General features: G+C 44.9%; 18 protein-coding genes and 3 pseudogenes. 14 read left to right on the top strand and 7 right to left on the bottom strand.

Going from position 1 to position 20,923, the window contains the following annotated elements:
* Positions 1-27 precede the first annotated feature (27 nt).
* The 7 genes and pseudogenes from AC3FZD_RS18690 (at position 28) to AC3FZD_RS18660 (ending at position 8,004) form a co-directional block, all read left to right on the top strand.
* Positions 28-2,412 (top strand): OmpA family protein, encoded by a 2,385-nt coding sequence (locus AC3FZD_RS18690; protein ID WP_488737463.1) that lies wholly within the window; start codon positions 28-30, stop codon positions 2,410-2,412.
* A gap of 1 nt (position 2,413) precedes the next feature.
* Positions 2,414-2,929 carry a Rab family GTPase gene (locus AC3FZD_RS18685; protein ID WP_488737462.1) on the top strand — a complete coding sequence of 172 codons (516 nt, stop codon included), beginning with the start codon at positions 2,414-2,416 and terminating at the stop codon, positions 2,927-2,929.
* Positions 2,930-3,334: 405 nt separating this feature from the next.
* Positions 3,335-4,168 (top strand): annotated as a pseudogene (locus tag AC3FZD_RS18680) (PP2C family protein-serine/threonine phosphatase); the annotation flags it as partial.
* Positions 4,169-4,251: 83 nt separating this feature from the next.
* Positions 4,252-4,833: a slr1658 family protein gene (locus AC3FZD_RS18675; protein WP_488737461.1), complete on the top strand. Its 582-nt coding sequence runs from the start codon at positions 4,252-4,254 to the stop codon at positions 4,831-4,833.
* A gap of 38 nt (positions 4,834-4,871) precedes the next feature.
* Positions 4,872-5,225 carry a slr1659 superfamily regulator gene (locus AC3FZD_RS18670; RefSeq protein WP_488737460.1) on the top strand — a complete coding sequence of 118 codons (354 nt, stop codon included), beginning with the start codon at positions 4,872-4,874 and terminating at the stop codon, positions 5,223-5,225.
* 31 nt (positions 5,226-5,256) lie between these two features.
* Complete coding sequence (locus AC3FZD_RS18665; RefSeq protein WP_488737459.1) at positions 5,257-7,209, top strand: adenylate/guanylate cyclase domain-containing protein; 1,953 nt, start codon at positions 5,257-5,259, stop codon at positions 7,207-7,209.
* A gap of 120 nt (positions 7,210-7,329) precedes the next feature.
* Entirely contained in the window at positions 7,330-8,004 is a 675-nt protein-coding gene (locus AC3FZD_RS18660; RefSeq protein ID WP_488737458.1) for a Uma2 family endonuclease, read from the top strand.
* Between the two features lie 151 nt (positions 8,005-8,155).
* Here AC3FZD_RS18660 and AC3FZD_RS18655 read toward each other — a convergent pair whose 3' ends face one another.
* On the bottom strand, positions 8,156-9,154 hold the full coding sequence (locus AC3FZD_RS18655) for a PEP-CTERM sorting domain-containing protein (RefSeq protein WP_488737457.1): 999 nt from the start codon (positions 9,152-9,154) through the stop codon (positions 8,156-8,158).
* A 246-nt stretch (positions 9,155-9,400) separates the two neighbouring features.
* Here AC3FZD_RS18655 and AC3FZD_RS18650 point away from each other — a divergent pair.
* Positions 9,401-9,502 (top strand): annotated as a pseudogene (locus tag AC3FZD_RS18650) (Uma2 family endonuclease); the annotation flags it as partial.
* Positions 9,503-9,722: 220 nt separating this feature from the next.
* On the opposite strand, the gene AC3FZD_RS18645 reads toward AC3FZD_RS18650, so the two are convergent.
* Positions 9,723-10,694, bottom strand: a complete 972-nt coding sequence (locus AC3FZD_RS18645; protein WP_488737456.1) for an integron integrase — start codon at positions 10,692-10,694, stop codon at positions 9,723-9,725.
* A 58-nt stretch (positions 10,695-10,752) separates the two neighbouring features.
* Here AC3FZD_RS18645 and AC3FZD_RS18640 point away from each other — a divergent pair, with 58 nt between their 5' ends.
* On the top strand, positions 10,753-10,926 hold the full coding sequence (locus AC3FZD_RS18640; RefSeq protein WP_488737455.1) for a hypothetical protein: 174 nt from the start codon (positions 10,753-10,755) through the stop codon (positions 10,924-10,926).
* A 458-nt stretch (positions 10,927-11,384) separates the two neighbouring features.
* On the opposite strand, the gene AC3FZD_RS18635 is transcribed toward AC3FZD_RS18640, so the two are convergent.
* Positions 11,385-11,705, bottom strand: coding sequence for a DUF5615 family PIN-like protein (locus tag AC3FZD_RS18635; RefSeq protein WP_488737454.1), 321 nt, complete (start codon positions 11,703-11,705; stop codon positions 11,385-11,387).
* Between the two features lies 1 nt (position 11,706).
* The gene (locus tag AC3FZD_RS18630) at positions 11,707-11,925 is read right to left on the bottom strand and encodes a DUF433 domain-containing protein (protein ID WP_488737453.1); all 219 of its coding nucleotides are present in this window, start codon (positions 11,923-11,925) and stop codon (positions 11,707-11,709) included.
* 233 nt (positions 11,926-12,158) lie between these two features.
* Between AC3FZD_RS18630 and AC3FZD_RS18625 the strand changes: the two genes are divergently transcribed.
* The 4 genes from AC3FZD_RS18625 (at position 12,159) to AC3FZD_RS18610 (ending at position 15,348) form a co-directional block, all read left to right on the top strand.
* Entirely contained in the window at positions 12,159-12,725 is a 567-nt protein-coding gene (locus AC3FZD_RS18625; protein WP_488737452.1) for a hypothetical protein, read from the top strand.
* A gap of 91 nt (positions 12,726-12,816) precedes the next feature.
* Entirely contained in the window at positions 12,817-13,107 is a 291-nt protein-coding gene (locus tag AC3FZD_RS18620; RefSeq protein ID WP_488737451.1) for a hypothetical protein, read from the top strand.
* The gene (locus AC3FZD_RS18615) at positions 13,085-13,450 is read left to right on the top strand and encodes a clan AA aspartic protease (RefSeq protein WP_488737450.1); all 366 of its coding nucleotides are present in this window, start codon (positions 13,085-13,087) and stop codon (positions 13,448-13,450) included. Before AC3FZD_RS18620 ends, AC3FZD_RS18615 begins: the two co-directional genes overlap by 23 nt.
* A 248-nt stretch (positions 13,451-13,698) precedes the next feature.
* Entirely contained in the window at positions 13,699-15,348 is a 1,650-nt protein-coding gene (locus tag AC3FZD_RS18610; protein ID WP_488737449.1) for a tachylectin-related carbohydrate-binding protein, read from the top strand.
* A 96-nt stretch (positions 15,349-15,444) separates the two neighbouring features.
* On the opposite strand, the pseudogene ltrA reads toward AC3FZD_RS18610, so the two are convergent.
* The 3 genes and pseudogenes from ltrA to AC3FZD_RS18595 all read right to left on the bottom strand — a co-directional run.
* Positions 15,445-16,604, bottom strand: a pseudogene (gene ltrA, locus AC3FZD_RS18605) (group II intron reverse transcriptase/maturase); the annotation flags it as partial.
* 739 nt (positions 16,605-17,343) lie between these two features.
* Entirely contained in the window at positions 17,344-17,736 is a 393-nt protein-coding gene (locus AC3FZD_RS18600; protein WP_488737448.1) for a DUF5615 family PIN-like protein, read from the bottom strand.
* A complete protein-coding gene (locus AC3FZD_RS18595; RefSeq protein WP_488737447.1) occupies positions 17,733-18,107 on the bottom strand; it encodes a DUF433 domain-containing protein in 375 nt (124 codons plus the stop codon). The genes AC3FZD_RS18600 and AC3FZD_RS18595 overlap by 4 nt, the downstream gene beginning before the upstream one ends.
* Before the next feature lie 520 nt (positions 18,108-18,627).
* Between AC3FZD_RS18595 and dnaK the strand changes: the two genes are divergently transcribed.
* The gene (dnaK, locus tag AC3FZD_RS18590; protein WP_488737446.1) at positions 18,628-20,862 is read left to right on the top strand and encodes a molecular chaperone DnaK; all 2,235 of its coding nucleotides are present in this window, start codon (positions 18,628-18,630) and stop codon (positions 20,860-20,862) included.
* Positions 20,863-20,923 lie beyond the last annotated feature (61 nt).

Genomic DNA, 20,923 nt, shown 5'->3' with positions numbered 1-20,923 from the left:
AAGAGAAAGGAGCGATCGGGGAGTGCCATGGTTTTATCAGATCGACAGTCACCAGGAAAACGGCCTCAATCTTCTTCTGAGCAGAAATTAGAATCGGCTCTGGAGCAGGAGAACTTCTTTAATTGGTTGAATCGCGATCGGCCCGTCACAGAAGAAGAACACCGAAGACCAAAGACTTCCGTTACATCTGAAACTCCAGACTCCCCCCAGGGCTTGGAGCATACCCTGGATTTACTGTCCGATCTACTCCTCGATCCGCAATCTGAATCTCGATCGCCATCTGAATTTTCTGGAGAACATTTACCCCCTTTAGTCTTAAAAGCAGAATTGGAGGAAGAGACAACTTCCCCCAATTCTGGCATTTCTGCGGCTCTGCCATCTACCCCAATCACCGAACCGAGCCATCAACCGCAGCCAAAAATTACTCCAGAAGTCGATCGGTCTCTCGATGCCCTTCAAAACTTATTATTGCCCTCAGAAGCCACTAAATCTCGCTCCTCTTTAGCCCAATCTCGCCCCTCAGATCGAGTCTCTAATCTTTATACTTTAAATCGTTCATCAAATCTGAGTCTAGAAGAGCGCTTAAGTCAACTCGAACAACAAACAGCCTTGATTAATCCCCTCATGCCTTTAATCTCGGAACTCCTAGGATTTGATTTAACCGTTTCCCACGAGCAAAGTATTCGCGTCTTAACCCCAATCATTGACAAAATTATCCAAAATCGCGCCCAAGAGGATTCCGAAGCCATGAGTGGGGTATTAGCCGATTTAATTCCGGCTGCCATTGCCGAAGAAATCCGGCGATCGCCCCGTCAAGTCGCCAAAGCCTTAGCCCCAGAAGTCAGTCTAGCCATTGAAGAACAAATTAGGCTCGATCGCCATGCGATCGCCAGAGCTATCGGCCCAGAAATGGGCCCCGCCATCAAAGCGCAAATCGAACACGAGCGAGATTCCATGGTTGATGCCCTCTATCCCGTCATTGGCAACACCATTGCCAAATACATGAATGATGTCATTCAATCCATCAACCAAAAAGTAGAAAGTGCCCTCACCTTAAAAGGCATTCAACGCAAAATCAAAGCCAGAGTCCAGGGCGTTTCCGAAGCCGAATTGATCTTTCAAGAATCCATGCTCTTCAGTGTGCGAGCGATTTTCCTCATTCATAAAGCCTCCGGTCTCGTCATCAGTGAATATCAACCCTCAGAAGAAAACCGCCTAGAATCAGACATGCTTGCCGGAATGCTCACCGCCATTCGTAGCTTTGTGAATGACTGTATTTCCTCCGATCAATTTGCTTCAGAACTCAACGAAATTGAATATGACGATTGTAAAATCATGCTAGAGGTAGCCGGTTATTCCTATCTAGCCGTCATCATTAAAGGGGAACCGTCCAAAGCCTTTATTCAAGACATCAAAGACACCTACTCTTTCCTCCTACAAAAATTTGGCGAACCCATTAGCGAATTTGATGGCGACCCCAGCACTATCCCGGATAAAGTGTCAGGAGAGCTAGAAAAACTCTTTGCTCAGAGCGAGAAAAAAGAGGAGGATGAGTTTCCCTGGGCATTAATGATCCTGATCCTAGGAATAATTGGAGCCATTTCTATTCCTTGGATATGGACTTCTCACCAATGGCATAACCAGCACCGTCTAGAAGTGGAAACTCGCCAAGCCCTACTCTCCTCTCCCGAACTCTCCGTTTACGCCATTACCCCCAATGTCAATCGGGAAACCCTTCAATTAAAAGGGCGCGTACCCAATGAGTATCTACGCTTAAAAGCCGGGGAAATTGTCTCAGAAATTGTCCCAGATTTAACCCTAGATAACGACATTGTAGCGGTCAACTTACCTCCCGATCTAGACGCAGCCGCCACAGAAGTCAATCGGATTATTCAAGTGCTAAATCAACTCGATGGAGTCAAGATTAACGCCATCTATAACCAAGGTAATGTGACCGTTTCCGGGACTGTAATTGAAGTTGAAGATCTCCAAAAAATTCTCGATTCCTTAGAGGAGATTACGGGAGTAAGCAGCGTCTTTAGTCGCATTCAACTGCAATCTTCACCCTTAGAAATGAAATTCTACTTTGAATCTGGCTCAGACAAACTGCATCCAGCCGATCTCGCTGAAGGAATTCCTAAAATTGCCCAATTTTTAAACCAGTATCCAGAATTTGATTTAATGATTACAGGACATAGCGATAAGATTGGAGGATGGGGAGAAAATCAAAAACTCTCTTGGCAACGGGCAGAAGCGGTCAAACTCGCCTTACAACAGCAAGGCATTCCACCCCAGCGCCTGAAAATCCAAGGAACCACCGAACCCCCACCAGGGATCGCTTCTACGGATGCTCTTGCTTTAAGTCGCTGCGTCCGGTTTGAGTTATTTCGTCCGATTAAAGTAGGAAACTAAGATGGCTAAGATTTCTAAGAAAATTTGCATGGTTGGGGATTTCAGTGTGGGTAAAACCAGTTTGATCCGTCGGTTTGTCGATGGTCAATTTGATGATAAATATTTATCTACAGTGGGGGTAAAAATTTCTCGTAAAGATGTATCGCTTCCTGACGGCTCAGAGCTACAATTACTGGTTTGGGATATTGAAGGGCAGACGAAATTTAAGGCGATCGCCCCCAGTTATCTCCAAGGAGCCAAAGGAGCGATCATTGTTGCTGATGTCAGCCGGGAAGAAACTTTGGGTAATATCATTAATCATCTGGAGTTATTCAGTAAGGTCAATCCCAAGGGTAAAATGGCGATCGCCCTGAATAAAGCCGACTTAGTAGACGATCAAAAACTAAAAGCCCTCTTAAAACACCATCAATACCCAGAGCAACCGGTGATTAAAACCTATGGCACTTCAGCCAAAAGTGGAGATAATGTTAATCAACTCTTCCAAGATCTAGCTCAGGAAATTATGAGCATCAAATAGTTCATGTGTCAACTGATTGTTCCTCATCACATTGAATATTTGATTTTAGACCAGGATTTAACGATCCAGGACTATTCCACCGATGCAGAGCGACTCGTTGGCGAAGAGATGACCTTAAGGAAGGGGGAACTGTTAGATCAGTATTTCCCCGAAACTGTAGGTCTAGAAGATATCTTAGCATCCGTTTTAACGGGAGAACTGGATAACTTTGATATCAAGGCGATCGCCCGCTCCCCAAATCCAGATACTCAGTTGTACATCGACCTCTATTTTATTCCCGATCCCAACCCTAGGGAGCATCAACGTCTAATTTTATTCCTGGAAGACGTGACAGCACAGATGGAACTAGAGCAGAGGTTAGTACAAGCAACCAATGAAAACGCGATCGTCATCCATCGACTACAAGAGAGAAGCAAAGAATTAGCGGCTGCTAACCAAGAAATCGATCACCTCAATCAACAACTTAAATCAGAAAATATACGGCTTTCCGCAGAATTAGAAATTCTCCGGGAAATGCAGCAATTAATTCTGCCCAAACCCGAAGATTTAGCCAGTATCCAGGAACTAGATATTTCTGGATATATGCAACCTGCTGATGAAGTGGGAGGCGACTATTATGATGTCATCTGTATGGATGGAGTCATAACAATTGCCATTGGCGACGTTACGGGCCATGGTCTAGAAAGTGGTATCCTCATGCTCATGACTCAAACTGCGGTAGTCACCTTAAAAGAGATCAAAGAACATGACCCCATTCGTTTTTTAGACCTGCTCAACCGCACAATTTACAACAATGTGCAACGCATGAAAATAGATAAAAATTTAACATTGTCTATTTTAAATTATGCAGAAGGTCAAGTAACCGTAAGTGGTCAACATGAAGAAGTCATTGTTGTACGTCAAGGAGGCAAGATTGAACGAATTGATACCATGGATTTAGGCTTACCGATTGGTTTAGATCACAACATTTCTGACTTTATTAGTTATACTAGAGTGGAATTAAATTCAGGGGATGGGGTTGTCCTCTACACGGATGGGATTACTGAAGCTAGAAATGGGAGCAATCAGCGCTATGGTATAGAACGGTTATGTCAAATCATTAGCCAAAACTGGCATTATAACTCCCATAAAATTCAAGAAGCCGTTATTGAAGATTTACAGCAGTTTATTGGAGAAGAAAAAATATGGGATGATATTACCTTAGTCGTTTTGAAACAAAAAGTCGGGTATAATTTCTGAGATTAAAATGAAGTTCGCTTTTTGGTATGTTTATTGATTAAAACTGTCCCCCTATTTACAACTCAGTATATTTAGATCGAGATATGGAAAAAATTTTAGGCGATTTTATTAAAGAATTTCCACCAGAACATGATTCTTTAGAATTAACCTTTACCCCCAGTTCACAACCTCTACAAAAAAGATGGAAAAATAATCGCTTATCTGCCTACTTTTTAGCGGAATATTTTTCTAGTTTTTTACCTTTAGATGACGATCAACGTCGAATTCAAGAAAGTAAGGCTTCTGTCAGTTATATTGCCAATGAACTTCTAGAAAATGCCATTAAATTTCATGACCCATCTGTGAAAAGCAAAGTCATTTTTGGAATTCATTTTATTCAACAGCAAGATAGTGGTATTGTGGCCGCTATTTTTGCAACTAACACCATCGAATCTCAGAAAATAATCTCTTTTGAAGCATTTATCGATCAGTTGTTAACTGAGGATTTAGAAGATCTTTATGTTGAACAAGTTGAGAAAAGTCTTGAAGATGACAGTAATGCATCAGGATTGGGATTGATTAGTATGATCAAGGATTATGGAGCAACTCTGGGATGGAAATTTACGGATTCTCGTGCTGGCGATAAGTTTGTAAATATTACCACCATGGCTAAAGTTAAAGTGTGATCCTTTGTTAATATATATCAAACTTGAATGAGGTGAACATGAATTATCAGAGTATAAATACTAAAGAATATAAAATTAATTACGATCCAGAGTCAACTACCATTCAGTTTATGGGCGAACTTAATCTTAATGGAGCATCGGAATACGATCCAATTAAGGATTTTCTGGATCAGATTGCTGATTCAGAACCTCCTCATTTAACTTTAAACTTAAAAGAGTTAATTTTTTTGAATAGTTCGGGAATTAGCTTAATTACTAAATTTGTAATTGGACTAAGAAAAAAGCCACAGATTAAGTTAACAGTTGAGGGTTCTGTGGATGTGCCTTGGCAAAGCAAATCTCTCAAGAACTTACAAAAATTTTTGCCCAACTTGGAGTTAATTGTGGAATGATAAAAATTTTGATTAAGTTTCCAATAAAAATATGTCAAAAACCATTGTCCCTAAACATCTTGAATATGTGATCTTAGATCCAGAATTGATCATTTTGGAGTTCTCAGATCGAGCAGATCGATTAGTAGGGGGTGAAGAGGCATTAAGAGCTGGTGAATCCTTTCAGTTCTATTTTCCGGAAACCTATGGAATCGAAGAAATATTAGAGTTGATTCTCTTGGGTGAAGAAGAAAGTTTTGATATTAAGGCAATTTCTCGCTCATCTGATATAGAGTCTCCTTTATATGTCGATCTATATTTTATTGCTCATTCCCAAAATATTGATAATCAGCAATTAATTGTGTTTCTAGAAGATGTGACAGAACGGATGAATCTAGAACAACGTTTGGTACAAGCAACCAATGAAAATAGTATTGCTATTAATGCTTTAGCCAAATCAGAGAAATATATCCAGCAGTTAATTCATTCGATGGCAGAGGCTTTAATTGTCACTAATCATTTGGGAGAAATTACAACGATAAATTCGGCGGTTTACGGTTTACTAGAATATAGTAAAGAGGAGCTAATTGGTCAACCCATTCGCAATTTATTAGGAGACCATCCCTTAAGTCATGAGTGGGTTTCGGATCGAGAGTTTCTGCAAGGAAAAGTCTTAACAGATATTGAAGTATTGATTTTTAACAAACGAGGAGAAAAACTTTCGATCGCCTTTTCTTGTGCTGCTTTAGATACAGATGTACCGAGCTTAAAAGATGTATTGTATGTGGGTCGAGATATTACCAAAACCAAACAGGCCCAAAAGCGGCTGTATATTCAGTATAGTGTGGCACGGGTGTTGTCGCGATCGCTGATGCTCGATGAAGCCTTACCGAATATCTTGCGCGTGTTGGTGGAAAATTTAGAGTGGGATCTGGGAATGTATTGGATTCCCAAGCAAACTAAGGATTGTAATGATAACTTAATCCCGACTAACAAACTATTGCGCCAAACCATCTGGAAAATGCCTGAAGCTCAATTTCCTAGGTTATCTAAAGTTAGAGAAATTAATCTCACACCAAGTGAGGGATGGTTTGGCAAAATATGCGAGGATAATCAACCCCAATGGATTACTGATATAGAATTGCACAAAGATCTGCTGCGGAAGGAATTAGGAGCAATTGATCGAGTGAAGGCAGTAGTAGGTTTTCCGGTATCTAGTGATGAAGATCGCTTGGGGATGATTACCTTATTTAGCCAAGCGACTCAACCGATGGATGAAGAGTTGGTGCAAATGCTGGCAGGTATTGGGAGCCAACTGTGCCAATTTATTAAACGTAAAAAAATCGAGATTTCTCTATTTTACCAGAAGAAACAAACGGAAAAATTATTGCATAATATTTTACCAGCGAGAATTGCTGAGTTATTGAAGAAAACATCGGGGGCGATCGCCGAATATTTTGAAGAAGTGACGGTTCTGTTCGCTGATATTGTCGGCTTTACCAAGCTCTCAGAAGAAAAATCAGCCTCTGAATTAGTCTCCTTGCTGAACCTGATTTTCTCCAAGTTCGACCAGTTAACCGAAGACTATCGCCTAGAGAAAATCAAAACCATTGGGGATGCTTACATGGTGGTGGGGGGACTACCAACACCGCGCCACGATCATGCGGAGGCGATCGCCAATATGGCCCTGAAAATGCAAGAAGTGATGACTGAACTCAACCAAGAAATGAACACGGACTTCCAGATCCGTATTGGTGTCAATACCGGCCCCGTGGTTGCTGGAGTAATCGGTAAAAAGAAATTCAGCTATGATTTATGGGGCGATACCGTCAACACCGCCAGCCGCATGGAATCTCATGGCATCCCCGGACAAATTCAGGTTAGCCAAACCACTTATGAAAAACTCAAGTTAAACTACTATTTGCAACATCGGGGCAAGATTGCTATTAAAGGCAAAGGCGAAATGGACACCTATATGCTCACCGGGAAGCGATCCAATCCTTAAGAGCAATGCGCTTAACGCGGCGAACCACTGCATCAATCCCAGATGGGTTGGTTAACATGGATTTACTCTCCTCAAAAAGGAGAAGTAGTTAAATTATTCATGATCAATAGTTAATTGCTGATGACCCTATCCCCACCCCTAAGCCTTCCACCTCTGGAAAACGGCGATCGCCTAACGCGCAGCGAATTTGAGCGCCGCTACGCCACCATGCCCCATGTCAAAAAAGCCGAACTCATCGAAGGAACCGTTTATATGGCATCTCCCCTACGTGCTAAATCCCACGGCGAACCCCATGCACGAGTTATGGCTTGGCTGGGAGCTTACTGGGCTGCGACTCCAGGTATCCAACTCCTAGATAACGCAACGGTTCGTTTAGACGCTGATGACGAAACCCAACCCGACGCTCTCCTTCGCATCGAAACCGAAGGCCAAAGTACCATTAGCGAGGATGACTATGTGGAAGGCCCCCCAGAACTCATTGTGGAAATTGCCGCTAGTAGCGCTTCCATTGACCTCAACCAAAAACGCGACATCTACTGTCGCAACCAAGTCCAAGAATATTTAGTCTGGCGAACCTACGATGGCGCTTTCGACTGGTTCTGCTGGCAAAATGGGGAGTATGTGCTATTAAATGCCGATGCTGATGGGATCTGCCGTTCCCTGGTCTTTCCTGGCTTGTGGTTAGCCAAAGATGCACTCCTGGCAGGAGATTTAGCCCAGGTATTGGCAGTTTTGCAACAGGGAGTAGCCACTTCAGAGCATCAGGCAATTATAGCCCTGCGCGCTAGGGAATAGAGAATCAGTTTCCGTTTGCATTCCCAGAAGCAAGATAGAATAAACTGATCTAATGTATAGGATTGGTCTATTGTCGAGGCAGGTTTTACCCAAATCTACAATACCCACCAATAACTTCTGTAAACCCGCCCCCACCCCTACGGTATCAACGTTAACGCCGCTTCAGCCGGGAACCAACCGCACCAACAGCTAACAGCGCCAAAAGTGCAGAAGGTTCGGGCACTTTTTGATGACAGGCAGAACTTGTACTGGTAACATTAGTTTCACATTCATCGGGTTTCCAACTGGTGGAAATATAGGAATACTTTTGCCCACCACCCGGTTTATCGGCAACATCCACTTGACTGTAAAGGGTGACAGGGTTGCCCAAGAAGTCGATAAAATCACCCGTGGGAGCAACGCCTTGACTGGGAGCAGAACTCCAATGGGTAAAAATATCATTAGGTGCAACAGCTACTGCACTATTGAGCAAATCTGCACCATAGAATACCCCATCAGTAGAAGGATTCGTTATCCCACTAAACTTAGCTGGTTGCCCTGGGAAGAGACCATCAAGCATATAATTACCATCATCTTGAAAATCGTAATGATCGGTACCGATCAAAATCCCTCCTCCCCTTGTCGCTAGTGCGTACACCTGATTTGCGGTAAAGTTACCCAAAGCATTATTGGGGCCAGGAAAATCCGTTTCTGGCTTATATGCAAAACTACGGATAAGTAGGCTGCCATCCAGCATCAAATTAGGGTTTTGGGTATAATGCTCTTTCAACGCGTCCTGATCTGCTGAATTAAATGGAAAACTAGCTCCTTCAGTAGGGGTATATCCACTATCTAAAACCACCACATCATAGCTGTTAGAGGCCAAATGGGCTGAGAGTCCTCCATCTGTTTTGTGGGAAATATACGTAGTATTAAAGACATCTCCACCGTCAAAAGCATCTAGAAACGTGGGCATTTCTTGACGAATTTCATCTCGGAGCATACCACTATGCCAAGCTGTTGTGTCCCACCACAAGACGGAAAACCGAGCAGCATTGGCTTTCGAGTTCAGGTTCAAACTGCTCCAACAGAGAACCACAGACGTTACCCCAAGAGCAACGCGCTTAACGGTGCGAGTAACTGCATTAATCCCCGATTTGTTCGGTAACATGGATGCATTCTCCTAATCGTTTTCAGTTCCAGAGCAGGGGGTTAATTCAGTAGAATCCCTCTCTGGATGGACATAGGAGGCTGGTCAAGTTCGGTTTCTGGGTAATTTCCCGTCCGGGTTTTCCCGGAAACTGATTATCCCTCCTATATTGCTCTCAGGTTTTGGGAGTCTTTTTTATGCAAAATTGCGGATATTGTAATATTTCTTGACAAAAATGAGAGGCGATCGCCCCAAAAACGCAACGTCCAAAAACGCAACGTCTACTGTCGTAACCAAGTCCAAGAATACTTAGTCTGGCGAACCTACGACGGAGCCTTTGACTGGTTCTGCTGGCAAGATGGCGAGTACCCCTTCTGTCACTTTCCGAAAAGCTAAAGCTTTTCGGAATCGTAAAGTCTAGACAAGGCAGGCGATCCGCGTAGCGCACCGATCGCGCCAGCGATGGGTCGCATAATCGCCCAACTCTACATCACCTATGATACCTTGGCTCCAGAAATTTCTAATCATAGAAGAAACCGGAAAGTGACAGAAGAGGGATAGTTAATAATTATCAAATCAAGAGCGATCGTTAAAGGTCGAGAGGACTCCGCACCCCCAACCCGCCCTTGTTGAGAACATGGGTATAAATCATCGTGGTCTTCACATCTTTGTGTCCCAGCAATTCCTGCACCGTGCGGATGTCGTAGCCATTTTGCAGCAGATGGGTGGCAAAACTATGGCGCAGGGTGTGACAGCTTGCTTTCTTGGAAATACCGACCTGTTGAAGAGCGGTTTTAACTGCTTTTTGGATCACACTTGGATCGAGATGGTGACGGCGAATAATGCCACTACGGGGATCCTGAGAGCGAATACTTGCAGGAAACACATATTGCCAAATCCAATCTCGATCGGCCTTGCGATACTTGCGCTCTAGAGCGTAGGGCAAATAAACCTGACCGTAGCCTTCCTGCAAATCCTTCTCATGGAGATATTTAACCTCTCTTAAATGGGCTTTGAGCGCATCCACCACGCTGGTTGGCAAAAGCGTTACCCGATCCTGGTATCCCTTCGCATCCCTGATCATAATCTGCTGCTGTTCAAAATCCACATCCTTAACCCGCAACCTCAACCCTTCCATCAGCCGCAATCCACTGCCATACAACAACTGAGCGACCAACAGCGGGATCCCATTCATTTTTTGCAAAACCGATCGAACCTCTGCCACCGTCAGCACCACCGGTAAATGCTTAGGACGTTTGGCTCGAACCGCCTCAATGGAGTCACTCAAGGGCTGTTTGAGCAAATACCGATAGGTAAAAACCAGCGCACACAACGCTTGATTTTGGGTCGAAGCAGAAACATTCTCGTTCACCGCTAGATGGGTTAAAAACGCTTCCACCTCCGGTTCTCCCATCTCCTGAGGGTGTCTTTTGTTGTGAAAGAGAATATACCGCCTAACCCACCCCACATAAGTTTGTTCTGTGCTGTAGCTGTAATGCTTTGCCCGCAAGATGTCCCGCAGTTGATCCAGAAATTTTCGCTTGGGTTCCGAATCATTCATAACCCGCTCCTGAGCCGCCTAACAAAATGGGTATAAGTGTTACTACACCTTTTCCACAGTGGATTACGCAAAAGTTGTCAGCGTGTTATGCGGTCGTAATATTTTGTTACAACTCCCAAAACCCATTTATATCAAGGAAACGCCTGGTGTGTTATGCCGCCAAACCTTCAATTTTGCCTATGCCGCCTTTGCTTCCCCGCTAACCTGGGGTAAGTTAGACTATAGTCGTTAAATCTTCGTGACTTCGGCGTACTTTTTGTCCGGTGTGTTATACGGCGACCCGCCGCATAACACCTAGTTAGACCGCTAGGTAATCGACAATCATGAAAGCATCTTCAAAGTTTTTTGCAGTTTCTGCATTCTCCGTATCTCTGATTCTTCTCAATTCATCCGCTGCTAGTGCAGAAACCTTTATAGATCCAACACTTGACGGAAGATATATCGATGCTTGCCTTGAGTCCTACAGGTTTCAAGATGGCTGCAATAGGTCTGCCAGAGGCGAGATTGCTCAACAGTTTTGTCGTTGGCAAGGATATTCAAGTTGGGAGCAGTACCAGAGTCGAGACTTTGGATGGGATAATCGAACGACAAATTGGAAATGGAAAGAGATATATGTTGATGGACGATTACAATCTAATTTCTACTCCAATGTAGGGGGTAATCGCTTTACTGTAATTGAATGTAGATAAGCTATGCGCTAACACTCGTAGCCTGTCCCATTACAACTGTCGGTAAGATGGCTATGACTTTAGATACTAAAGGCTTCAAGTCCGCTAGTCGATTAGAAGGTGCTTGCAAAACAACTACCGCAATATCGAACTGTGGCAGATTTTGCTGAAACGACAAGTTACGATCGACTGTTATGAAAACATCAAACTCCGCTTCTGCAAGAGTGAGAAGTTGACCATTCTTTACTCCTGCCCATCCCATCTGGGGAACCGTTTTCACCTCATAGCCAGCAAACTCTCTCGCAAGTTTGCGATCAATGCATTCATCCAATAGGAGCCTCATACTATGCCACCATGCCTATTAGCTGTTTCCCAGCTTCTTCCAGCAAAGCGATGACCTGTTCTCTACTCACAGTTGGAAATCCATCTAAAAAGTCGTCGATCGATTCTCCCGACTTTAAATAGTCCAGAAGCGTCTCAATGGGAACTCTAGTGCCAGCAAAAACTGGAGTACCGCCCATGATTTCGGGAGAGATGCTAATGATGGAGGAATCTTCGAGCATAGATCTTTACTCTCCAAGTTCTGTACCTACCAGTTTATCAACTCTAGTGGGCTATAGCCTGTTGAAGTAGCTTTAGGTCAAGCAAGCAGCGCGGTCTAACAATTCAAATGCAGCGGACGGTTGAAAGTCGCTGGTGTTGAGTTCGAGGTTAACTGCCGCCGCTGATTTGATCCGTTAGCCTGCTAGGTTATCTATGAGGGTGCAATCAGAAGACTAATCGTTAAAGGAATTTTATGTTGAAGAAAACAGCAATTCTTGGTTTGGCAGTAATCAGCTTCTCGACAGCTCCTGCATACGCTGATGGGGTGTTTTCAAGATCGAGCTTAAAGATTGGCAATACGAACCTCTCAATCAACAATTCAGGGACGGTACTGACTAAAACCGATGCATCGACTGGCAAATGGTTAGGAGAACAAAAGTTTCGTAGATTTAACGGGATGATGTGGGTGCCTGAACATAATGTTCTTTTTGTATCAGGACAGTTAGAAGGTGGTCGTACACAAGTGCTTGTTAAAGTTAGAGGTACTGGTGGTGGTGGTCAAAATATGTTTGCATTGCAACCAGATGGGCGTTCATTCCAAGGTTACAACTACCGTCTAGGTTCACAAGTCATGCAAGTTACATCGATGGCATACAACGGTAACTTAACACTTTTCAACGGTGTAAACACTACATACCGAATCAGAGGTGTAGGCGGCACTGGCGACAATATGTTTGCACTGAACCGCGAGGGGATGTTTGAACAGGGCTGTAGTAGCATGAGCGGTTACAATTACTTCATAGAGTGTATTGTCAAATGAAACAGCATTAGGGTGGGCAATGCCCACCCTACTAATTTGTAGGGTAGTATGGAAGTATTCAGAGAGTGGTGTAGGGATCGGGAGTCAACCTATGCAAGCAATTCTGTTAAGCAGTGAAGAAGTTGCGAAACGTGCCTACCAACTCTACGAGAGCGGAATTCGGCAAAAAGTTGAGACGGAGGAAAATATCGGCAAAATGGTCATCATCAACATTGAGACAGGTGACTATGAAGTCGATGATACAGGACTACAAGCAGCTAAAAATCTCCAAGCAAAGTCTCCGTATGCAAGACTCTTTGGTATCCGCGTCGGCTACAATGTAGCAGCTTCTTTCGGCGGTGTGATGGAGCGGGTGAGCAGTGATTTCCGGTATGGTGACTGATAGACATGCGATCGTCTCGTTGACATTTCTCTTGGTGAATGGTGCAACTTTCCCGATTGAGTTTGTCATTGATACAGGCTTTACTGATCACCTTTGCTTACCGCCAGAGGCAGTAAATTTGTTGAGGCTTCCGTTTTTATACAATTTGCCCGCAAACCTGGCAGATAACAGTTCCGTTTTCTTGCCCGTTCATCAAGCGACGATCTTTTGGGATGGGGCTGAACGAGATGTTCGTGTATTTGCCACAGGGCGACGACCTTTGATTGGGACTGCCTTGCTTGATGAGCAAGAACTGGTGATTCAGTTTACAGAGGGTGGGTTGGTAACGATCGATGAGTTGTAACCGCCAACTTGACGCAATGCCACGCAGGCTAACACTGCGTGGCAGCGGACGGTCGAAAGCTGTTGGTGCTGAGTTCAAGGGTATCTACTGCCGCTGCACTTCACCGTTAGACCGCTAGATCTCAGTTGAGACAGTGACCACAAGTCCACCTTTTGGCATTTATCCGGGAATCATCTATATCTAGATGAAATCTCTTACAGGGTGCTTATCTTTGGACGAAGAAATTACAGCCCTACAATCTCACTCTCATGAAAATTTGCCGTAACGCTCTATTCTCTCTTAGTGCATTTCTACTAAGTTTGCTTCTAATCATCAATCCACTAGGAATAGGTAAATTATCTGTAGATCAGGTTCAGGCTCAATCAGCGCCTCGTCCTTATGTCATTCTTGTTAACGGCAATGCAGACTGCTGTGTTTGGGCAACAACCAGTAGTTTGAATATGGGTCAGCTCTGGAATATACCAAATGCTAATCCAAATACTGATTTTAGAATGACTGCCTGGGATCACTTTCAACATGGAGGAAAGCAAAGACAGAATATCAATATTGGCGTTTTGGGAAGTTATTCCACATCTAACGACAGAGATTTCATTAATCAAGCCTCTGACTTTATTAATAACCAGCTTGACCAGAGTCGCCCTCTGATTATCATTGGTCATAGCTATGGCGGTGATTCAGTCCTAAAACTAGCTCATCGGGTTAACCGGAGGATTCAGTTTTTAGGAGTAATTGATCCAGTTGGGACTGGAGGATTTCGTACTCCGATTCGAGATCATGGTGTACCTTCTAATGTTGATTATTTCTTTAATCGATGGCAAGAAAATGCTTTTGCTACAGATAATATAGTTCCTTTTGACAGCCGAGGCAGTGGATCGATTAATGGTTGCCAAGCTAGAACTTGCGATCAACAGGCACAGAATCTTGCCAGGAATGCAGATGGTTCAGAAATCAGGGTTTCTTGTGGCGCGGAGGAGTTTACTTGCGAGGGATGGAGATTACCTGGCTGTAATTTAAGCGGTTGTTGGTCTGGCTCCAATGGTACTAAGGCAAAACGCTTAACCCATAACCCGATGCCTAGCGATGCTTATATTCAGCGTCAAATCATGGATCGCATCAATAGCCTGCTTTCTAACTCATCTACCCCTAGTCCTCAACTGTCATCTGCTGATTTATGCTGGTATCAACACAGAGGTTGGCAAGATGGTTCTGCTAGCTGGGCGATCAATAATTGTACAAAGGTTGGAAGTGGGTGGAGTTTCAGAACCGTTTTTGCAAGCAGCGATGGCGTAATCTATGGGATTAACGCTAACAGTGAATTGCTATGGTATAAGCACAATGGCTGGCAAAATGGTTCTGCTAGTTGGGCAAGCGGCACGGGCACAAGGGTTGGCAGTGGCTGGAGCTTTGGAACTGTTTTTGCAAGTAGTGATGGTGTAATTTACGGAATTAATGCCAATAAAGAATTATGTTGGTATAAACACAATGGCTGGCAAAATGGTTCTGCTAGTTGGGCAAGCAACAACTGCACAAAAGTGGGAAGTGGCTGGAACTTCAAAACAGTCTTTGCCAGCAATAACGGCATTATTTACGCGATTAGGGATAACGGCGATTTGCTGTGGTACAAGCACAATGGCTGGCAAGATGGTTCCACTAGCTTTGCAAGAGGTTCTGGCACGAAGGTGGGAAGCGGCTGGAATTTCAAAACAGTTTTTGCGAGTAGCGATGGTGTAATCTACGGTATTAAAGACAATGGTGATCTTCACTGGTACAAGCATAATGGCTGGCAGGATGGCTCTACTAGCTTTGCGCGAGGCTCTGGAACAAAAGTTGGAAGTGGTTGGAATTTCCGGTCTGCTTTTGCTACTAGTAACGGTAGTATCTATGGCATCGTGAGATAAACCCAACAACAGCGCACGGTCTAATTAAACTCAGTGGAAGAGTCACCCCTCCCACTGGTCTACAAAACCGGACGTGAGACTTTCACCTCATCCGGCAGCATAATAATTTGCCCAGCCGATAATCTTTGGATTTAAGCGTTCAATCAGTTGTAGCTCTGAGTGGCTGCGGTGTGCAGTTTAATCTCTTGCTTCAGCTTATGACAATGCCTTCTGATAGATTCCTTACTAGGTTTTATTAAGGTTTTGAATCCTTGAGGAACACCGTGGGGAGTTTTGCCTGTTTTATATTTTCCCACTGGATATTGCCGCACATTAAACCCTAAAAAGTCAAACCCCACTTTTTCTTCATGAGGATGAAGAGTATGGGTAATTTGTGTCTTTTCGGGATGAAGGGTAAGACCCATTTCGGCTAACCAATCTATAATCGTTTGCTGACACTTTTCAATCACCTCTAGGTCTTCATGAACTACCACAAAATCATCCGCATATCGCACCAGGGCTGGGCATTTTCTTTGCAGACTGTGTTTTGTGATAACCGTTTCTAAACCATGTAAGGCGATATTTGCCAACAACGGGGACAGGACTCCTCCTTGGGGGGTTCCTTCGTTACTGGGGAACCATTGCCCATCATCAAATACCCCGGATTTTAACCAACTTTTTATCGTTCGGTTTAGGCTTGGAAAGGTATTGATTTTATTGAGCAATGCCTCATGATTGATACGATCGAAGCATTTACTAATGTCTGCATCTAGCACATATTTGGCTTTTCGACTGACATTGTTGAAAATTGCTTCGATTGCATCGTGGGTGCTTCGTCCAGGTCTAAAACCATAACTGTTGCCCTCAAATTGGGCTTCCCATTCTGGTTCCATCCCTAGCTTGACTAATGCTTGCCTAGCACGATCGCTCATGGTAAGAATACCGAGGGGTCGTTTTTCTGTCTTTCCGGGTTTAGGTATCCAAATCCGACGAGAGGGTTTGGCTTGACCTCTATAATCCAGTTTATTAACGAGTTGTAGGCGTTGTTTTGGACTCAGGTTTTTCACCCCATCCACTCCTGCCGTCTTTTTCCCTCGGTTATCCTGAGTCACTTTTCGCACGGCTAAACATCGGGCTGACCAGGAACGCATTAAAAGTTTCTGAAGCCATCGAACCACGGCATAGTCACCCCGTTGGCTGGCTTTGAAGATGCGATTTTGTAGCTTGAAAACTTTACGTTCTAGCTTGCGCCAGGGTATTGTTTTCCATTCTTTCATCAGATTTATATTCCGGGCTTTAGACTTATATACCACTACTTTTACCCCTTCAGTCCAAAACATCGGGTCTACGTCTGCCTATCCCAATAATTACTTTGGGCGTTTGCTTCTTAGACCATCTTTCCTATCAGATTGCTTGTAGTTGATACCCACTCAGATTTCGACCTTTTCTGAGAGCAATCCGTAGGTTACTTCGTTCCGAATAACCGTTGTTTGAATGCTTAGGATGATGCTTTCGACCGGGTTTTATGGGTTGTGCTGTAGGTCGAAATTGTAACCGCCTACTCCCTATCCTTAACTTTTTTAGTCCCAGTGTTTCAGCCTGATTTCACTGGTGTCCAGTCACGATCGTTCTGACACATCTTCGCTTGCGCTATCCTTACATTCATGCTCGATGGGATTCCGGGTTAGGCTCCTAGTTACCACCTTTTTACCCCGCTTTACGGATTGATGATCAGTCGCTACCGTAGGGGTAATGCTGTCACCCCAGCACCAGGGGGAAGGGACTTTCACCCTTACGGTTATTCAGTTATCAAGGTACAATGTCCTTGTCACCCGTCCCTGAGCTAGGTTTAGCCCATTTAGGATGAACGAATCGCACACAAGTCGATGAAGCGGACGGTAGATAAATCTTGGTTCAGTTGCTGAGGTTATCTGCCGCCGCTTATCTTGGTCGTTATGCTGCGTTTCTACTGAGTTAATTACAATCAAATTACACTTATTGGCTGCGATCGGCATCTTATGGAATAAACAAACGGCTGACTCCCAGGTAATTCTCAATAGAGAACACAATATCTGCAAGACGCGCACTACACCGCTCTCGATATTCTCGCTCAACCAACCGATCCAAATTCCCGATTGTAACAACAGGGAAAGATTTAGAAGTGCCTTCTTCACGGATAGTTTGTTCCAATGAATCTTCACCTTTTGCGTTTCGATTTGCAGTCAACAAAATCATTTGATTAGATTGCGCGAATCGCCAAATGATCCGATCGTTAGTATCAGCAGCTAAACCAGCCTCCTGCAAGGTCAAAAACCGAATTAAGAGAAGATCCAACCAACCATCAGCCGCTAGAGTCCCCTGAAATAAAACAACATAACCTGTCAAATTGTAATCAACCAGAACAATCATGCAATCAATCCAAGCTTTGCTTTCCAGGCTTGGAGTTTAGCATAGACTTCTTCTTGCCCTGGCTTTGGAGGTAATTTAGCGATTTGAGTTAAACGTTCCCGATTTTTGTCTTCCCAATACTTCCGTCTTTCCCGAGTTTCCTGTAGAACAGCTTGATACTCTGCTTTTACCGCAGACTGGTTAGCATCAATGTAGGAAAGGGCTACATTAAGCTGCTCTTCTGTTAAAGGAAGCCAGTTCAGAATTAGCTTGGGTGACCAACCTGCTTCGAGATGATCCATGACATCGTAGAGGGTGATGCGTGTACCTGCGATCGTCAGGCCACGCTCTGTACGGATAATTGCTGTTTGTCTATCGGATGCTGGAGTCATCTCATTAGCTTTATGGAAAGTGCCTCTATAATAACTTATAAAAAACAAGGTGAGCATTGCCCACCTTGCTATCTACTGAAGCTGTCGCTCACAAGCCCAAGTGGTATAGGTTCTAGATATACCAATAAGCCGTGAGCCACCGCTACAAGTACCAAAATCAGAAACTGGTGTGAGAGCAGCAACTCCATCAGGTGCTACTGAATAGTATGGATTGTTGCCGCTCACAGTTGACCCATTGGGATTGCCTACAAAAAATTGACGACCTCCCCCATATCCCTTTCTTACGCACGTCCAGAAACCATATCTTTCTCTACCTCTCAGGGTTCCAGCTAAGGAAAAGTTTGGTGGACACCAAAGAATCCCTCTCTGGATGGACATAGGAAGGAGTTAAGGGTCAGTTTCTGGGGAATTTCCCGATAGAGAATCAGTTTCCTCTTGCACTTCCAGAAGCACGATAGAATAAACTGAGCAAATAAAGCCATCATTTCGGACAAGTATAGACGAGGAAGAGACAGAATCCATGGGTAGAGTAGTCGGCATTGACTTGGGGACAACGAACTCAGTGGTTGCCATCATGGAAGGCGGTAAGCCAATGGTGATCGCCAATGCAGAAGGGATGCGGACTACACCTTCAGTGGTTGGCTTCAGTAAAGATGGCGAACTTGTGGTTGGCCAAATGGCCCGTCGCCAAGCCGTCCTGAACCCGCAAAATACCTTTTATGCCGTAAAACGCTATATGGGGCGCAGATATGGCGAACTCAACGCCGACTCCAAACGAGTCCCCTATACCATCCGCAGAGATGAAGTAGACAATATTAAAATTAAATGTCCTCGACTGAAAAAAGACTTTGCTCCTGAAGAAATCTCGGCGATGATCTTGCGGAAATTGGCTGAGGATGCCAGTCGCTACCTGGGGGAACCAGTAACTGGGGCAGTGATTACCGTTCCGGCCTATTTTAATGATGCCCAACGGCAAGCGACTAAAGATGCAGGGAAAATTGCCGGATTAGAGGTAAAACGGATTCTCAATGAACCTACGGCAGCATCCCTAGCTTATGGGTTAGAGCGGGGAGCAGCGCAAACTATCTTAGTTTTTGATCTGGGGGGAGGAACGTTTGATGTTTCGATCCTAGAAGTGGGGGATGGGGTATTTGAAGTCCGCTCGACCAGTGGGGATACCCAATTGGGAGGCAATGACTTTGACCAAAAAATTGTAGACTGGTTAGCGGAAAAGTTTCTAGAGACGGAAGGGGTAGATTTACGGCGCGATCGCCAAGCCCTACAACGACTCACCGAAGCCGCCGAAAAAGCTAAAATTGAACTGTCGGGAGTGACAGTAACGGAGATTAACCTGCCGTTTATTACCGCTACCGAAGACGGGCCCAAACATTTAGAAACTCGGCTGACGCGATCGCAATTTGAAGAACTTTGTGGCGACCTCCTCTCCCGTCTGCGCCGTCCCATCAAACGGGCCATGTACGATGCCGGACTTAGCCCCGTCCAAATCGATGAAGTCGTTCTCGTAGGCGGTTCTACCCGTATTCCCATCGTCCAACAACTGGTTCGTAGCTTCATCGACAAAGAACCCAACCAAAACGTTAACCCCGATGAAGTCGTTGCCGTTGGCGCTGCCATTCAAGCAGGCATTCTCTCCGGCATCGTCAAAGACGTACTGCTGCTCGATGTCACCCCCCTCTCCCTCGGTATCGAAACCGCCAGTGGGGTAATGAAAAAACTGATTCCCCGCAATACTACCATACCCGTGCGGCGATCGGACATTTTCTCCACCTCCCAAGACAACCAAACCTTCGTCGAAGTCCACATCCTCCAAGGAGAGCGAGAAATGTCCAGGGACAACAAATCCCTCGGTCGCTTCCGACTTTCCGGCATTCCCCCCGCTCCTAGAGGCATTCCCCAAATTCAGGTTTCCCTCGACATTGATGCCAACGGCATTCTCCAAGTCACCGCCCTAGACCGCACCACCGGCCGAGAACAAAGCATCACCATACAAGGAGCCTCTACCCTCTCCTCCGACGAAATCAACCAAATGATCCAAGATGCCGAACGCTATGCCCAAGTAGACCGGGAGCGTCGGGAAAGAGTAGAAAAACTCAACCGTGCTGAAGCCCTCATTACCCAAGCCGAGCGCCAACTGCGAGAAGCCACCTTAGATTTTGGGATGCAATTTGCTAACCAATACCGCCGAGATATCGATCCCATTGTCCAGGAACTGCGGGAGTATTTGCGCCGAGGGGATGACCGAGGAATTGACCAAGCAGGAGCTGATTTACAAGACATTCTTTACGATCTCAATCGCGAGGTGCGCTTGCGGATGAGCGAAGAAGAAGATGACGGCTTTTTGGGAACCCTGCGGCGCACTTTCTTGGGCGATGATGACGATCAATTCGATCGCCGCGAAAGTTACGATTATGATAATCCAGCCTATAAAACTCGACGGGAGTATACCCCCCCAGTTCGGAACGCTCCACCCGCAAGAAATTATCCACCCGCCCAGGATTATCCCCCAGTTCGGAACGCTCCGCGAGGACGAGACTATCCTCCTGCACAGGACTATCAACCGCCAGCAAGAGACTATCCCCCAACACGGGACTATCCGCCCCCCCGGTCAAGGGAAGCGAATCGCCCGCCAATTCGCGATTCTCGCCGGCCTTCAGAACCACCCAGCCGAGCCAGGTATAATCAACATAATGCCTATGAGGATGAAGATTGGGGAGATGATGATGAATGGCTGTAGGATCAATTAAAAATTAAAAATTAAAAATGGGTAAGGATCTCCCTATCCCCCATTCCCCCAT

This window comes from Roseofilum sp. KMC-1, assembly GCF_057802075.1.
The sequence above is the reverse complement of the archived record's forward strand: the minus strand, read 5'-3'. Positions and strand labels throughout refer to the sequence as shown.

Coding starts and splice junctions, on each gene's coding strand:
- AC3FZD_RS18690 (WP_488737463.1), top strand. CDS start 28: ATGGTTTTATCAGATCGACAGTCACCAGGAAAACGGCCTCAATCTTCT.
- AC3FZD_RS18685 (WP_488737462.1), top strand. CDS start 2,414: ATGGCTAAGATTTCTAAGAAAATTTGCATGGTTGGGGATTTCAGTGTG.
- AC3FZD_RS18675 (WP_488737461.1), top strand. CDS start 4,252: ATGGAAAAAATTTTAGGCGATTTTATTAAAGAATTTCCACCAGAACAT.
- AC3FZD_RS18670 (WP_488737460.1), top strand. CDS start 4,872: ATGAATTATCAGAGTATAAATACTAAAGAATATAAAATTAATTACGAT.
- AC3FZD_RS18665 (WP_488737459.1), top strand. CDS start 5,257: ATGTCAAAAACCATTGTCCCTAAACATCTTGAATATGTGATCTTAGAT.
- AC3FZD_RS18660 (WP_488737458.1), top strand. CDS start 7,330: ATGACCCTATCCCCACCCCTAAGCCTTCCACCTCTGGAAAACGGCGAT.
- AC3FZD_RS18655 (WP_488737457.1), bottom strand. CDS start 9,154: ATGTTACCGAACAAATCGGGGATTAATGCAGTTACTCGCACCGTTAAG.
- AC3FZD_RS18645 (WP_488737456.1), bottom strand. CDS start 10,694: ATGAATGATTCGGAACCCAAGCGAAAATTTCTGGATCAACTGCGGGAC.
- AC3FZD_RS18635 (WP_488737454.1), bottom strand. CDS start 11,705: ATGAGGCTCCTATTGGATGAATGCATTGATCGCAAACTTGCGAGAGAG.
- AC3FZD_RS18630 (WP_488737453.1), bottom strand. CDS start 11,925: ATGCTCGAAGATTCCTCCATCATTAGCATCTCTCCCGAAATCATGGGC.
- AC3FZD_RS18625 (WP_488737452.1), top strand. CDS start 12,159: ATGTTGAAGAAAACAGCAATTCTTGGTTTGGCAGTAATCAGCTTCTCG.
- AC3FZD_RS18620 (WP_488737451.1), top strand. CDS start 12,817: ATGCAAGCAATTCTGTTAAGCAGTGAAGAAGTTGCGAAACGTGCCTAC.
- AC3FZD_RS18610 (WP_488737449.1), top strand. CDS start 13,699: ATGAAAATTTGCCGTAACGCTCTATTCTCTCTTAGTGCATTTCTACTA.
- AC3FZD_RS18600 (WP_488737448.1), bottom strand. CDS start 17,736: ATGATTGTTCTGGTTGATTACAATTTGACAGGTTATGTTGTTTTATTT.
- AC3FZD_RS18595 (WP_488737447.1), bottom strand. CDS start 18,107: ATGACTCCAGCATCCGATAGACAAACAGCAATTATCCGTACAGAGCGT.
- dnaK (WP_488737446.1), top strand. CDS start 18,628: ATGGGTAGAGTAGTCGGCATTGACTTGGGGACAACGAACTCAGTGGTT.